This is a genomic window from Marinimicrobium alkaliphilum (assembly GCF_003259155.1).
GTDB classification, from domain to species: domain Bacteria; phylum Pseudomonadota; class Gammaproteobacteria; order Pseudomonadales; family Cellvibrionaceae; genus Marinimicrobium_A; species Marinimicrobium_A alkaliphilum.
Genome location: NZ_QGMQ01000009.1, coordinates 88,631 through 103,548 on the forward strand (window position 1 = coordinate 88,631; position 14,918 = coordinate 103,548).

14 protein-coding genes are annotated in these 14,918 nt (G+C 58.7%); 3 read left to right on the top strand and 11 right to left on the bottom strand.

Features of this window, described 5'->3' with window-relative positions; all coding sequences use genetic code 11:
• Positions 1-50 precede the first annotated feature (50 nt).
• Entirely contained in the window at positions 51-461 is a 411-nt protein-coding gene (locus DKW72_RS14300; RefSeq protein ID WP_111643065.1) for a DUF6795 domain-containing protein, read from the top strand.
• Between the two features lie 24 nt (positions 462-485).
• Positions 486-1,640, top strand: a complete 1,155-nt coding sequence (locus tag DKW72_RS14305) for a lipase family protein (RefSeq protein ID WP_111643066.1) — start codon at positions 486-488, stop codon at positions 1,638-1,640.
• Between the two features lie 3 nt (positions 1,641-1,643).
• Here the strand turns inward: DKW72_RS14305 and DKW72_RS14310 are convergent, their stop codons facing one another.
• From DKW72_RS14310 to cysM, 6 genes are all read right to left on the bottom strand, one after another.
• Positions 1,644-2,885, bottom strand: coding sequence for an HD-GYP domain-containing protein (locus DKW72_RS14310; protein WP_111643067.1), 1,242 nt, complete (start codon positions 2,883-2,885; stop codon positions 1,644-1,646).
• Between the two features lie 70 nt (positions 2,886-2,955).
• Positions 2,956-3,342, bottom strand: a complete 387-nt coding sequence (locus tag DKW72_RS16605; protein WP_232522416.1) for a MazG nucleotide pyrophosphohydrolase domain-containing protein — start codon at positions 3,340-3,342, stop codon at positions 2,956-2,958.
• Complete coding sequence (locus tag DKW72_RS16610; protein WP_232522417.1) at positions 3,339-3,806, bottom strand: MazG family protein; 468 nt, start codon at positions 3,804-3,806, stop codon at positions 3,339-3,341. The genes DKW72_RS16605 and DKW72_RS16610 overlap by 4 nt, the downstream gene beginning before the upstream one ends.
• Positions 3,807-3,818: 12 nt before the next feature.
• Positions 3,819-6,065 (bottom strand): GTP diphosphokinase, encoded by a 2,247-nt coding sequence (gene relA / locus DKW72_RS14320; RefSeq protein ID WP_111643068.1) that lies wholly within the window; start codon positions 6,063-6,065, stop codon positions 3,819-3,821.
• A gap of 33 nt (positions 6,066-6,098) precedes the next feature.
• Positions 6,099-7,484, bottom strand: coding sequence for a 23S rRNA (uracil(1939)-C(5))-methyltransferase RlmD (rlmD, locus tag DKW72_RS14325; protein ID WP_111643069.1), 1,386 nt, complete (start codon positions 7,482-7,484; stop codon positions 6,099-6,101).
• Entirely contained in the window at positions 7,477-8,367 is an 891-nt protein-coding gene (gene cysM, locus DKW72_RS14330; RefSeq protein WP_111643070.1) for a cysteine synthase CysM, read from the bottom strand. The genes rlmD and cysM overlap by 8 nt, the downstream gene beginning before the upstream one ends.
• Positions 8,368-8,478: 111 nt before the next feature.
• Here cysM and DKW72_RS14335 point away from each other — a divergent pair, with 111 nt between their 5' ends.
• The gene (locus tag DKW72_RS14335; protein WP_111643071.1) at positions 8,479-11,316 is read left to right on the top strand and encodes a response regulator; all 2,838 of its coding nucleotides are present in this window, start codon (positions 8,479-8,481) and stop codon (positions 11,314-11,316) included.
• Here DKW72_RS14335 and recO read toward each other — a convergent pair.
• From recO to lepB, 5 genes are read right to left on the bottom strand one after another with little or no spacing between them, the layout of a single operon-like run.
• Entirely contained in the window at positions 11,242-11,958 is a 717-nt protein-coding gene (gene recO, locus DKW72_RS14340) for a DNA repair protein RecO (protein WP_111643072.1), read from the bottom strand. The two genes, DKW72_RS14335 and recO, sit on opposite strands and share 75 nt — an antisense overlap.
• A 10-nt stretch (positions 11,959-11,968) precedes the next feature.
• Positions 11,969-12,874, bottom strand: coding sequence for a GTPase Era (era, locus tag DKW72_RS14345; RefSeq protein ID WP_111643073.1), 906 nt, complete (start codon positions 12,872-12,874; stop codon positions 11,969-11,971).
• 11 nt (positions 12,875-12,885) lie between these two features.
• Positions 12,886-13,566, bottom strand: a complete 681-nt coding sequence (gene rnc, locus DKW72_RS14350) for a ribonuclease III (RefSeq protein ID WP_232522418.1) — start codon at positions 13,564-13,566, stop codon at positions 12,886-12,888.
• A gap of 3 nt (positions 13,567-13,569) precedes the next feature.
• Positions 13,570-14,007: a DUF4845 domain-containing protein gene (locus DKW72_RS14355; protein ID WP_111643074.1), complete on the bottom strand. Its 438-nt coding sequence runs from the start codon at positions 14,005-14,007 to the stop codon at positions 13,570-13,572.
• 27 nt (positions 14,008-14,034) lie between these two features.
• On the bottom strand, positions 14,035-14,880 hold the full coding sequence (gene lepB / locus DKW72_RS14360) for a signal peptidase I (protein WP_111643075.1): 846 nt from the start codon (positions 14,878-14,880) through the stop codon (positions 14,035-14,037).
• Positions 14,881-14,918: the final 38 nt, after the last annotated feature.

Sequence of the window (14,918 nt, forward strand, 5' to 3'; positions counted from 1 at the left end):
TTGTCTTTGCCCTCTTCTCATCACTCGCTTACATCAATACGGGGTTTGCCATGGCACCTTTTTTCTCGAAAACGGAAGCCGTTCTCTTTTCTCCCCTGAAAGGGACACTGACTTACAAGGGTGAACCGGCGGCCAATGCTGAGATCACGCTGCTCCTTCGCTGGAAGGATGATAAAGGCGAAACCTTTCACTACCGCACGAATGAGAGAGGGGAGTTTTCAATACCGGAGCATAGGGGCACATACAGAGGCGGAGCGCTTGTTACCCTGGTAGTTGATCAGGAAATCAGAGTGACATATAAGAGTTCGGACTACTTAATCTGGGATATATCCACGAAAGGCGGCGAGAAATTTGGCGAGCTTGGAGCGGAACCAAGCGGCCTGCGTTGCGAACTGCTCCGAGAGCTTGAGAGTTTAAGAACACCAAACAGCCTTGGCAAGGTTGCTTGTAAATGGGACTGACAGTACAGGAAGGGAGACCAAAAAATGCATACCGTAACACCCACCGAGGCCGCCCGGCTTGCGGACGAAATCTATCTGGTACGCAACGAAAGGCGAGTCGATGATTTTCTGAACAGCTCGCTTTTCAAGCAATCACATCGAGCGAAGCCACTAAAAGCCGAAGTCGGCGGTCGCCTGCTACTGAATCACCAGGATGCCTTTGGCGTCTGCGCGCACGGCGCCAACCGTTACCAGGGCGACGTTTTTCTGATTTTTCGGGGTACGACAACGGCGAACAGTGGCGCTGACTTTCTGACTGATGCGAGAATTGGGCTATCCGTGTCCTCGGGTGGGGTGCCAGTACACAGCGGGTTTGAGCACTGCTTTAGCAGCATGCTGCCCCAGATAAAAGGCTTTTTTGCCCAGTGCAAGGCGGGCATCAGAACGGTGCACTGTATCGGGCACAGCCTCGGCGGCGCCATTGCATCTCTGGCGGCCGACTGGGTTGCGCGGACACTGCATCACTCGACCCGCCTGTATACCTTCGGCGCCCCCAGAGTCGGGACCGAGCAGTTTGCCAAACGCACTACCGCCGCCTTGACCAGCGCCAATATCCATCGGGTTTACCATCGGACCGACCCGGTGTCCCTGGTGCCACTGTACCCGTTTATGCATGCGCCCTTCAGAGAGACAGGACACTATATCCATTCCAATGAACCTCTACTGTCAGGGGTTGCCCACGGAATGGTGCGTTACATTAAATCGGTCGAGGGATTGGCCTGGGCGCAAATCAATGAAAAACCCGAACAACCCTATACCCTTGAAAGCGCCATTGAGGGCTGGCTGGAATCAAAATCGCCCGTCGACACATCATCGGCGACTTTCTGGCGCTGGCTGGACTCCGCGCTGATCCACGTGATCAGCAAAGTCGCCTCGGCTGCGGCTGTTGTGATTCAGGCCACGTTTATCGGCGCCTTTACCATCGCCGACAAACTCGCCTACATTCTGAAAAAAGGCATTGATCTGACCGAGAGCATCAGTCGCTGGGTACTCCACCTTATTCGACGCATGATGCAGGCACTCAATATGACAGCGAAAGTCACCCGCGAGCTACTCACGCAGAACTTCATCCGCTCACTGCTTGAAAGGCTGATGCGCAAAGCCCACCGGGAGGCGCGCAATGCGCTCAGAAATCTCTGACCGCTAGTGCTTAAGCACCAGCCCCTGACGCTGGAAGTCCTTTAGGGCCAGTCCCAGGTGACCGTCGGCGTGAACCCTCTGGATCAGAAAATCGCGTTTGAGTTTACCCTGTTCGATCAGTGACAAATCGATAATACGCTGGCGCTCCAGAGGCAGCTCGCCACGATTGATCACAATCACCTTGGGGAGTTGGCGGTAGCGCTGGCTGGTTTCCAGGACAAAACCCACTAGGCCGTTCTTCAGCTCCACCAGGCTACCCGGCGGATAAAGACCGACACATTTGAGAAATGCCAGAGTCAACGCCTCGTCAAACTGAGTGCCGCGGGCCTGGTAAAGCACTTTCAGCGCGTCGGTGGTGGGACGGGCACTGGCGTAACAGCGATCGGCAGTCATGGCGTCGTAAGCATCGACAATCGCGACAATGCGGGTGTACTCGGAAATACCGGTTGCCGCCAGTCCGCGCGGGTAACCCTTGCCGTCCATCTGCTCGTGATGGTTGTGTGCCACATCGATCGCACCCCGGTATACCCCGGGCGAGGCCATCAGCAAATTGCGTCCGAACACGGTGTGGGCACGCATGGTCTTGAGCTCTTTGGGGGTCAAGGAACCCCGTTTGTTGAGAATCTCCGTGGGTACCCGCATCTTGCCCACATCGTGCAGCAGCCCGCACAGCCCCAGCTCTTCCAGGGCATCCTCGCTCAACCCCAGATGGCGACCAAAGGCAATGGCCAGAATACACACATTCAGGCAGTGCTCTGCGGTGTATTCATCCTCGCTGCGGATACGGGTCATCCAGATCAGGGCGTCGGGATTGCGCAGAATACTGTCCACACACGAACGCACAGTTTCTTTGGCCCCCTGGGTATCAATAACCCCCCGGAGGCGGGCCTCATCGAGTAGACTCCGGGTCAGTTTGCGCGCGGTCCGATAGACCCCAAGCGCCTGCCGATGCTCTTCGCGCGCGGGAATTTTATTGATATACGACGTGGTTTTACGTGCGGGGGGAACAGATTTTCGGGCCGCCGCGGCCGGGCGCTCTGGCGTGCGCTGACGGGGCTCGGGCACCGCATCGACCCACACATAGGTAGCATATTCGGCCAGCGTATCAATATCGTCAGGGTGTTCGATCAAAAAACCCTGCATCAGGAACGGCGTTTCCAACCAGTCCCGGTCAAGCTTGGACACATACATGCCCACCTGAAGCTCGGAGACATGCACCTGGATACTCTCACTGCCCTCCCCCATCGCTGCCCTCCCGCGCACGGCTTTCGCGAACAATTGCTCTGGGTCACATCAGTATAGACCAAATGGCGCGTCAGTCCGCTCTTTTAGCCGCTTCCCAAAGCCGATCCAGCGCTTCCATGTCTGCATCCTTGAGGGGCGTTTGGCAGTGTTGCTCAACATAGCGAAAGCGGGTTTCAAACTTGCGGTTGGCGGCACGCAGAGCGGTTTCCGGGTCGATTTTCAGGTGGCGCGCGGTGTTCACCACGGCAAACAGCAGGTCACCCAGCTCCTCAGCGGCATGGATTTTGTCGCCTGCGGCCACGGCCTCTTCCAGTTCGGTCAGCTCCTCGCGAACCTTGTCGAGCGGGCCATCGACGGCGGGCCAGTCAAAACCCACACCTGACGCCCGCTTTTGCAGTTTCGCAGCCCGGCTCAGAGCCGGCAGGGTCACGGGCACATCGTCCAGCGTCCCGCTCACGCCCTTCTGGGCCCGCTCTTCCCGCTTGATGGCTTCCCAGCGCTGCTTGACCTCGGTGGGTACTTCTGGGCCCGCTCTTCCCGCTTGATGGCTTCCCAGCGCTGCTTGACCTCGGTGGGTACTGAGGCTTGATCTTCAACCCGGCTCGCCAGGGTGCCGTCGGGAAATACGTGGGGATGGCGGCGAATCAACTTGGCCACCAACTCGGAGACAATACCGGCAAAATCAAAGTGCCCGTCTTCCTTGCCCAACTGGCTGTAAAAGATCACCTGAAACAGCAGATCGCCCAGCTCTTCACGCAAATGCCCCTGATCGCCGCGCTCGATGGCGTCGACCACTTCATAGGCTTCTTCAATGGTAGAAGGTGCGATGGTCCGGTAGCTCTGCGCCACATCCCAGGGGCAACCGGTGTCCGGGTCGCGTAGTCGGGCCATCAGGTATAGCAGATCATCCAACGAATACATAGATCGCCTTGTTCAGTGCTTGCGTCGCGCCGAGGCGACGTTGGGCAGTTGATTGAGCCGGGTGAGAATACGGCTCAACTCGTCAAAGCCGCGAATTTCAGCGGTCAATTGCATATCTACCGTGTTTTTACGTTTATCCGACAGGGTTTGCATGGCACTTACATTGATCCGCTCGCTGTCGAGCAGCGTGGTGATATCGCGCAACAGCCCGTGTCGATCGTAGGCCTCTATCATGATATCTACCGAGTAAGTACTCTGCGGCGTCTGGCCCCAGTCCACCTTGATGATGCGCTCGGGCTCATCGGCCTGAAGCTGCAATACATTGTTGCAATCCTGGCGGTGAATGGACACGCCCCGTCCGATGGTGATGTAGCCGATAATGGCATCCCCCGGCACCGGGTGACAGCAATTGGCAATCTCGGTGAGCAGATTGCCCACCCCTTCGATAAAGAAGTCGGAATCCTTTTTCCGCGCGTTCTTCGGGACCGATTTGAACGGAATCACCGGCTCCTTGGGGTTGCTCGCATCGAGCATCCGCTGGGCCGCCGCCAGCACCTGACCGACGCCGATGTCGCTCGCGCCCACGGCGGCATAGAGATCGTCCAGGCTGGCCATTTTGAGCTTTTTCGCCAGAGCCTGAAAGTCCAGATCCAGCAGCGCCAGGCGGCGGAATTCGCGATCGAGCAGAGCCTGACCCTCGGCAATATTCTGATCCCGCGCCTGAAGTTTGAACCAGTGCTGGACCCGCGAGCGCGCCCGGGCGGTGTGCACGTAACCCAGCGCCGGGGACAACCAGTCCCGGCTCGGCGCCTCGCGCTTGCCGGTGATGACTTCCACCTGATCGGCATTGTTGAGTGCGTAGTTGAGTGGCACGATCCGGTTGTTGACCTTGGCCCCCCGGCAGCGGTGACCAATATCGGTGTGAATCCGGTAGGCGAAGTCCAGAGGCGTCGCCCCCTTGGGCAGATCGACCACATGGCCCTCGGGGGTAAACACGTACACCCGATCCTGATCGACACCGCCGAGATCGTCCTGGAGTTGCTGGGAGTCCGTACCCAACTCGTCATGCCACTCAAGCACTTGCCGCAACCAGGCAATCTTCTGCTCGTAGCTGTCCTGGTTAGAGCGGGTGTCCGTACCCTTGTAGCGCCAGTGGGCACACACCCCCAGTTCCGCTTCCTCGTGCATGGCCTGGGTGCGGATCTGGATTTCCAGCACCTTGTTTTCCGGACCGATCACCGCCGTGTGCAAGGAGCGGTAGCCGTTTTCCTTGGGGGAGGCGATATAGTCGTCAAACTCGTGGGGAATGTTCCGCCACAGGGTGTGGACAATCCCCAACACCGAATAACAGTCGCTCACACTCGGCACCAGAATACGCACCGCGCGGATATCGTAAACCTGGGAAAAGCTGATGCCCTTGCGCTTCATTTTGCGCCAGATGCTGTAGATATGCTTGGCCCGGCCGGTGACCTCGCCATCGATATTGACCTTGGTCAGCTCGCTGCGCAGCAACGTCAGCACTTCGTCGATATAGGCCTGGCGGGCGAGCCGACGCTCGTCCAGCAGCTTGGCAATCTGCTTGTACTCCGTCGGTTCCAGGTAGCGGAACGCCAGATCCTCCAGCTCCCACTTGATGTGCCCGATACCCAGGCGGTGCGCCAGAGGCGCGTAGACATCCGAGACCTCGCGCGCGACCTGGCGTCGACGGGCGGCGCTGGCGTTTTTGACAGCCCGAATGGCACAGGTGCGCTCGGCCAGTTTGACCAGAGCCACACGCACGTCGTCAACCATCGCCACCAGCATTTTGCGAATGTTGTCGGCCTGCTCGACCGACTCCTGTCCAAACACACGGCCCTCGCAATCGCTGCGCTGATAGCTGATCGCCGCCATGCGCAGAACCCCTTTGACCAGCTTGGCCACGGTTTCACCAAAATCGGCTTTAACCTGATCCAGGGCCAGTTTTTGCTCACGCACGGCCCGGTAGAGCACCGCTGCGACCAGGGTATCCGGGTCGAGCTGTAGATCGGCGAGGATTTCGGCCATCTCCAGGCCGATCAGAAAACAACTGGTGCCCTCCCCCCAACTACTCTCTGCATCGCCCGGGCGACTGTCAGCCTCACGCACTGCCTCGCAGGCACGTTCAAGCACTGCCAACGCTGTGTCCGAATGCGACTGGACGTGAGGCAAGCGGCCAATCCAGGCCTGAATATCGACCGCACCATCGTCAGTGAGCGGGTGATCTTTTCTGACTTTAACCATAATTGTTTACAACATTCTCCATTGTCGACACCGTCAAGCGCGAACAAACAACGCCATTGACTCCACATGCGCAGTGTGCGGAAACATATCCAAGACCCCGAGGGACTGCAACCTGAAGCCCTGGGCTGCCAGTATTTTGGCATCACGCGCCAAGGTCGCGGGATTGCAGGACACATAGACCAGACGACGGGCCGAGAGTTGCCCAACGTGCTCAACCACGGCTTGAGCACCATCGCGGGGCGGATCGAGCAAAATAGCATCAATTTTGCCCCGTTCACGCTCAAAACGTCGGGCGTCGATATCGGCCAGGTCGGCCCGGACGAAATCAGCACGTTCTATGCCATTGGCTCGGGCATTGTCGTGAGCTCGGGCGACCATGCTGGCGACCCCCTCGACCCCGAGCACCTCCCCCGCCCGGCGCGCCAGCGGCAGGGTGAAGTTGCCAATCCCACAGAACAGGTCCAGCACCCGATCATCCTGCGTCGGGGCCAGCAGGTCCAGTGCCTGACTGACCATGGCGCGATTGACAGCGGGATTGATCTGGATAAAGTCGCCAGGGTGGAAGCTCAAGCGCAAGTCACCGTCGGGGTGTTCGCCGTCGAGACGGTATTGCAGGCGCGGATCACAGGGTTCACCGTCGAGAGCCGTCAGGCCGTCTGCCCCGGCATCCAGCCAGACACGCGCTTTGGCGCTCACGGCCAATTCCCCCAGGCCGGCGCGATCGCCGTCGGTCAGCGCGCGCACATGGCGCACAATCAATGCGGCGCCTTCGGCATCGGCCACCAACTCCACATGCGTCACAGCTTTGTGCGCCTGAAGCCCGGCGAGCCAGCCGCTCAGGGGCAGGATCAGTGCATTCAACTCGGGCGTCAGCACCCAACAGCTTTTAATCGGTGTCAGGCGCCGGCTCTGGCGCTCGCGGAAACCAAAGGTAACGCTGCCATCACGGTTATACCAAACCGCCAGCCGGGCCCGGTTGCGATAGCCCTGACTGGCGCTGGTGATGGGCGCCAGGACCTGCTCCGGCTCCAGTCCGGCCCAGCGCTGAAGCTGGTCCAGTAGCGCCGACTGCTTGTGAGCCAACTGCTGCTCGGGCGCCAGGTGCTGCAACTGACAACCCCCACAGCGGCTATAGTGCGCACACGGCGGCTCAACGCGCGTCGGGGCGGCCTCTATTACGGTTGTCGCAACGGCCTCTGCAAACTTGCCTTGCTCGCGCAACAGCAACGCCTCGACCCGCTCCCCGGGCAGAGCATTGTCGACAAACAGGGTTTTGCCGTGCCAGTCGCCAATGCCCCGGCCGTCGTGGCTCATCCGGCTGATACTCAATTCGCCCAAGGGGCGCTGAATCTGGGGCTTGGCCTGCGGCCGGCCGCGCCTGGAGGGTGCCCGGCGCGAATGCTCGCGCCGCCTACTCATTAAATACCCCAGAGGACAGGTAGCGGTCGCCCCGGTCACAGACAATCGCCACGATCACAGCATTGCTGACCTGGGCGCTGAGATCCAGTGCTGCCGCTACCGCTCCCCCGGATGAGACACCACAAAAGATCCCCTCGCGCCGGGCCAGCTCACGCATGGTGTGCTCGGCCCGGGCCTGGGACATATTCACCACCCGATCGACCCGGGCAGCATCGTAGATGCTGGGAAGGTACGCCTCGGGCCAGCGCCGGATACCGGGAATGCTCGCGCCGTCCTCCGGCTGCAGACCAATAATTTCGATGGCGGGGTTTTGCTCCTTCAGGTAGCGGGAAACCCCCATGATGGTGCCCGTGGTGCCCATGGAGCTGACAAAGTGCGTCACTTTGCCTTCAGACTGTTGCCAGATCTCCGGACCGGTGCCCTCGTAATGCGCTCGGGGGTTATCGGCATTCCCAAACTGATCCAGCACCCTACCCTTGCCCTCGGCCTGCATCTTCAGCGCCAGGTCGCGCGCGCCCTCCATGGAGGCCTCCTTGGATACCAGAATCAGCTCTGCCCCAAAGGCGGTCATCGCCGCCTTGCGCTCCGCGGTGCTGTTATCCGGCATAATCAGAATCATGCGGTAGCCTTTGATGGCCGCTGCCATCGCCAGGGCAATACCGGTGTTGCCGCTGGTCGCCTCAATAAGGGTGTCGCCGGGCTTGATCAACCCGCGCTCCTCGGCGCACTGAATCATTGATACGGCCGCACGATCCTTGACCGAACCCGCAGGGTTATTGCCTTCAAGCTTTACCAAAATCTCGTTGCTGGTCTCGCCTGGCAGACGCTGCAAGCGCACCAGTGGAGTATTGCCAACATAAGCTTCGATCGTGGGAAACGCCATAAACACCTCAAAATACGCGTCATGCGGTTGCGGCGAGCCGCAAAGGGGGCTTATTCTACCGCCGAACGCCCCCTGACGAAACTCACACCCACTACAGGCCCTGGCTGACCCATGAAAAAAGATAAAAGCCTGAAGGCGGAAATCTGGCGCTTTATTCTGATTCCCGCCGTCACCATTAGCCTGCTGCTCTCGGGCACTCTCGCCTACCTGTATCTGGCGCAGCTACATCAGTACGTGGAGGTGCGTAATCAGACCTATGTGCGCAAAACCGTCAAATTGGCCGAAAGTGACCATCAGGAGCTGCTCGAGCCGCTCTTGACGTCGCAACTGGAAGAGCACTTTATTCGGGCACTGGCGGTGCACTACCCGGACGGCTCCCGCCTTCAGGTGGGCCCAGGCTTTATCGAACCGCTTACCCCTCTGAATGAGCCTCGCCAACACCCGGGCCGTGTCGAAACCCCTCGCAGCGTGCGCTACACACAGGCTCTGAGCCCCGGGCGCGACGGCAGCAGCAGGGGCTGGGTTGAAGTTGAATTGCTCAACGCGCCCATGCAGGTTATCCACTACCAAACGCTACTGACCACCGGTGTCGTGGCACTGATCGGGATTCTGCTGACCGTCATCCTGTCCCTGCGCCTGCAGCGGCGCATCAATCGCCCGGTCGAACACATCCGGCAGATCATCGAGGGCATCACCCGCGGCCAGTACGATCGAAAAGTCGAGCCTCAACGCAGCCGGGAATTCCACGACCTGGCCACCGCCGTAAACACCATGGCCGAAATCCAGGGGCGCGCTCAACAGGAATTGCAACTGCACATCGACCAGGCGACCGAAGACCTGCGCGAAACCCTGGAAACCATCGAGATCCAGAATATCGAGCTGGACATGGCGCGCAAGGAAGCGCTCGAGGCAAGCCGGGTGAAGTCCGAGTTCCTGGCCAACACCAGCCACGAGATTCGCACGCCGCTCAACGGTATTCTCGGATTTACCAACCTGTTGCTCAAAACCGAGCTGGGAGAGCAGCAACTGGAATATTTGCACACCATTCGCGACTCATCCCAGAACCTGCTCACCACTATCAACGACATTCTCGATTTTTCAAAAATCGAAGCGGGCAAGTTTTCGCTCGACTATACCCCTTTGCATCTTCGCTCCCTGATCGAGGAAACCGTCCACAACCTGGCCGCTGACGCGCACGAAAAACACCTGCAACTGCTCACCTTTATTCAGCGCGATGTTCCCCTGCACTTGCTGGGGGACCCAATGCGTATCAAACAAGTCCTCAGTAATCTGGTGGGCAATGCCATCAAGTTCAGTGATGCTGGCAATATTGTTATCGAGGTGCAGACCCTCGCGCGCCAGGATAACCAGACCACGCTGAAAATTACGGTCACCGACCAGGGAGTGGGCCTTGTCGAGGATCAGGTCAGCGACCTGTTCAACGCCTTTGCGCAAGCCGACGGATCGACCACCCGCCTCCACGGCGGCACCGGGCTCGGGCTGGCCATCAGTAAGGGGTTGGTTGAGCGCATGGGCGGAGAAATCGGGATCAACCAACACCAGACCCAAGGCGCCCAGTTCTGGTTTACCCTCCGTCTAGGCGTCGATCCCCACCAACCGCAAGCGGCGATTCCCTCAGAGCTGAGCGGCCAGCGAATTCTGATTTGTGGTGAAGAAGCTGAGGCCAGTCGTCAGCTCAGCCATTTACTCGACCACTGGGAAATCGAGAGCCAACTGATTGCCACCGTCCACGACATCTTCCCGGCCTTGCGCGAAGCCGCTCAAGCCAAACGGCCATACCGGGCCGTAATCCTGGATCTGGCGCCGGCCGAGCGACGCATTCAGCCAGTGTTACTTGGCAACCTGACCGAGCAGTTGGAAGACGAGTTCGACTGCAAAGTGATCGCCTGCTGCACGCCCGCCCATCAGCGCATGCTGCGCTCCCAAAACCCGGATCTGAACACCGAATTTGTCACTCGCCCAGTCAGTTATCAGGCACTGCTCGATGCCCTCGCCCGCGCCCTCAGCATCACGCTTCAAGGCGCAGCGCCGGGGACACCGGCGGTCCCTGTAAAAACGCGCCCGACGCGCGTACTGGTGGTCGATGACAACCCCGCCAACCTGCAGCTGGCAAGTGAGCTGCTGCGCGACCTGAAGGTCGAGGTCAGCCAAGCCCGCAGCGGCAGACAAACACTGGATATTTGTGAACACGCGGACTTCGACCTGATATTAATGGATATCCAAATGCCCGGGATGGATGGCATAGAAACGACTCGCCACTTGCGGGAAAACAACCGGGTCAGCCGACGCACGCCCATTATTGCCCTGACCGCGCATTCAATTACCGAGCAAAAAGCGGAACTGTTGATTGCGGGTATGGACGATTGCCTGAGCAAACCTGTTAGCGAGAGCCAGCTCGCACATCTGCTTAACCGCTGGCTCGGCGATCGTGCGGCCGCCCGAGCCGCGCTGACACCCTCGGTGCCGGCGCCATCACCTTCGAGCGCAGAGTCTGAGTCTGAGCCCGAGCTCAATGCCAGCCCTGTGGATATCCTCCGCTGCCTGAAGCTGGCCAACAACAAGCCGACACTGGCCAAGGATATGCTGACGATGCTCATCGAAGGCTTGCCCGCGGAGCAGAAAGCCATCAATCAGGCTTTTCGCGAGCGCGACTATGAGCGCCTGGAGGAGCAGGTTCACCGCCTTTACGGCAGCAGCTGCTATTGTGGCGTACCCTACCTGAAAAGTATTAGCGGACTGCTGGACAAGATGCTGCAGAAACAAAGTTACGGTCAATTGGAAGGAGCTGTCACCAGTCTCAACAACCAGATCACCGCCCTACTGCAGTGGAGCTACAACCGCGACATTGATGCGTTATTTGACCTGGGTGTGAGTACCGGCGAAGAGCGCGCGACTGTGCAGGGGACGAATACCGAGCAAGGGGCGTAGCAACTGACGCGTAAGGGCCTTGGCCTGGCGTCGGCAGAGCTCATCGGCATAGTCGCCGGTGTTGATGGCCAAAAGGTGGCCACCGCTGATTTTCGCGCGCTCGTCATCCCCTTCACGCCAGGGGACGAAACCCGCGTCAGCCACTAGCCGGTAGTGGCCCTGCGGCTCGATCGGCGCACCACTCTCGGCCTGTTCGGTAAAAGAAATACCATAGCCGAGATCGGCCAACAGGTTAAACTCAAACGCCCGCAATACAGGCTCAACATCGGTGCATGCTTGAAGCTGGTACAGGCTGTCCTGATAATGTTCAAACAGCGACGGGGAAGCATCCTGCTCCGGTAACAGACGCACCAACAGTTCATTCAGGTAGAGTCCGGAAAAGGACGCAAGCCCCTGCAGGGCCAACACCGGTGCATCGGCTTCAATACCGGTTAGCGTCTTGAGGTTGCCGCGCCCCTGGGCACTGAGCAAAATACGGCCAAAGGGGTTGAGTAACTGACGCCGGGGACTCTTGCGCTGACGGACCCCTCGCGCTACCACCGACAAGCGCCCACAATCGCGGGTAAATACATCCACCAGCAGGCTGGTATCCCGGTAGGGACGAGTGTGCAGGACGTAGGCAGGCTCAAACGCCAGTTGCACGGTCGACTACCTAGAGGTCGTCGTAGCCCAGGCTGCGCAGGGCCCGCACGTCATCAGACCAGCCCGAGCGAACCTTAACCCACAATCGCAGCATGATTTTATTGTCGAACAGGGACTCCATATCCTGGCGCGCCTGCTGCCCGATCTGCTTGAGGCGGTCACCTTTCTCACCGATCAGAATCCGTTTTTGGCCTTCGCGCTCGACCAGAATGCAGGCCGAAATATGCAGCGTCTTCCCGTCGTGTTTATACTCTTCAATCTCCACCGCCATCTGGTAGGGCAGCTCGTCACCCAACTGCCGGGTAATTTTTTCCCGTACAATTTCTGCCGCCATAAAACGCGAACTGCGATCAGTAATCTGATCTTCCGGGTAAAAATACTCGCCTTCAGGCAGATGCTCGAGGATCACCGCTTCGAGGCGATCCAGATTCGTGTTGCGCAACGCCGACACCGGAATAATCTCCGCCTTCGGCAGACGCTCGGCCAGCTTCTGCAGGTGCGGCAAGAGGGTATTTTTACTCTCCACCTTGTCGACTTTATTCACCACGATAAGCACCGGACAGCCGGACTGCTCAACTTGCAGAGCCACCATTTCGTCCTCTTCGGTCCAGACGCTCCGGTCGACCACAAACACCACCAAATCGACATCGCGAATCGCACTGCTGGCGGCCTTGTTCATATAGCGATTGATCGCCTTCACCTCGGCCTGATGCACCCCGGGCGTATCGACGAAAACGATTTGGTAATCGTTGCCGGATTTTATACCTACCACCTTGTTGCGGGTGGTTTGGGGTTTGCGTGAGGTGATACTGACCTTCTGCCCCAGCAGATGATTGAGCAGCGTCGATTTGCCGACGTTGGGTCGGCCGACAATGGCGACAAAGCCGCAACGATTATGGGTGGATGCATCGGACATGCTAATAAACCTCAAAGATTGAGCTGGCGCAGCGCTTCGGCCGCCGCCTGCTTTTCCGCTTCGCGCCGGTTGCTGGCCTGGCCACGGGTCGGCGCAGACAGCAGGCTGATCCGGCACTCCACAGTGAACTCGAATGCGTGCGCTTCGCCCTGCGTCTCGACGACCCGGTACTCAGGCAGAGGCTCATGACGCGCCTGCAAGGTTTCCTGTAACCGGGTCTTCGCATCCTTGGCCGAGGTATTGAGTGAAAGCTGGGCAAGCCGTGCGGCGTACCAGTCCAGCACCCGTTCGCGACAACGCTCCAGGCCGCTCTCCAGGTAAATAGCACCAATCAGGGCCTCAACCGTATCGGCCAGGATAGAGTCGCGGCGCTTACCACCACTTTTGAGTTCGCCCTCTCCCAAGCGGAGATGCTCACCCAACTCAAACTCGCGCGCCAACTCGGCCAGGGTATCCCCGCGCACAAGGTGTGAACGCAGGCGACTCAGCTGCCCCTCCCGCCCCTGCGGAAACTGCTGGTAAAGCGCCTCGCCGATAATGAAGTTGAGAATAGAGTCGCCCAGAAACTCGAGCCTCTCATTATTGTCCGCGCCATGGCTGCGGTGCGTCAATGCCAGGCTCAAAGCCGTGGTGTTACTAAACTGATAGCCCAATCGAGCTTGCAGTTGGTTCAGTGCGTCGGGGTTACTCACGTATCAACGTTCCGGTTTGCAGCACTGATCAAAGCGCTGACTGTCGAGATGATTTTCAAATTCGAGGACGATATAGACCGTCCCAAGCAGCGGTGCATTTTCAAACAGACGCACGCGCCGATCGTAGTCAATGCGCACCAGAATACCGTTCGCGCCACGCTCAATCACCACGCCCCGAGCCTCCTCAAAGCGCACACCATTAACGGTATAAAAATTGCGCAACTTCTGCTGGATCTCGGCGTTGGTCATGGCCTCCAACTCCTGGGGGCTGTCGGCCACCGAACGCAGTGCGGAGCTGATCATTCGATCGTCCAGATACAGCGGCGTCAGGCGAATAATCAGTAGCAAGAAAAATCCGACCAGAGCAATCAGGCCAATCCAGGCGGGCAGTGCCAGCCCGCGCTGGCGTCGATACGTCAGGGTGTGTTTGGTGTTATTCATGGTCTACCCCTTTTTGGTACCACACGATTAACGAATGCGCCCTACGCGCTCGAAGCTGGGCAAGCTGAACAGTGAATCCCAATGCATCCAGATGGCAAACGCTTTCCCCACAATGGCATCTTCCGACACCATGCCCCAGCCACGGCTGTCATGACTGCTATCGCGGTTGTCGCCCATCATAAAGTAGTAGCCCTCGGGCACAGTCCAGCGCCCCTCGCGACTGAACGATCCCGGCGTCAGGTTCTTATAAACGCTGAATTCAGTATCGCCCAGCTGTTCGGTCACCTGCCGGACCTGAGGGCCTGCACCGGGAAGCAGTTCTTCGGAGCTCTCTACTACCGGCTCCCCGTTAATGGTGAGCTGGTGATTGTTATATTCCACCACATCACCGGGAATACCGATGACGCGCTTGATGAAATAAATATCCGGTTGGTGCGGTGGAAAAAACACCATCACATCACCGCGCTCAGGATCGTTAACCGGAATGACTTTGCGATTGATCACAGGCAGGCGCAGGCCATAGGTAAACTTGTTGACGAGAATGAAGTCACCGATTTCCAGCGTCGGCTCCATTGACCCGGAAGGAATCTGAAACGGTTCGGCAATAAACGATCGCAGCACGAACACCAGCAAGAGCACCGGAAAGAACGACTTGGAATACTCGATCAGCGTCGGTTCCTGCTCGACCTGATCCCGCGCCAGCCGGTAGCGTTCACGCTCTTTGGGTTCCTGGAGCCGGGCATCGGAGTACTCCGCATCGAGCGCCGCCAGCGCACGCTTGCGCGGCTTGGATAACACCAACCAGTCAAACAGCCAAATGCCGCCAGTAATCAACACTGCCAGTGTCAATATCAGGGGGAGATCAATATTCATTACCAGAGTCCTGTTCCTTTATCGGTCACGCCCGAGGC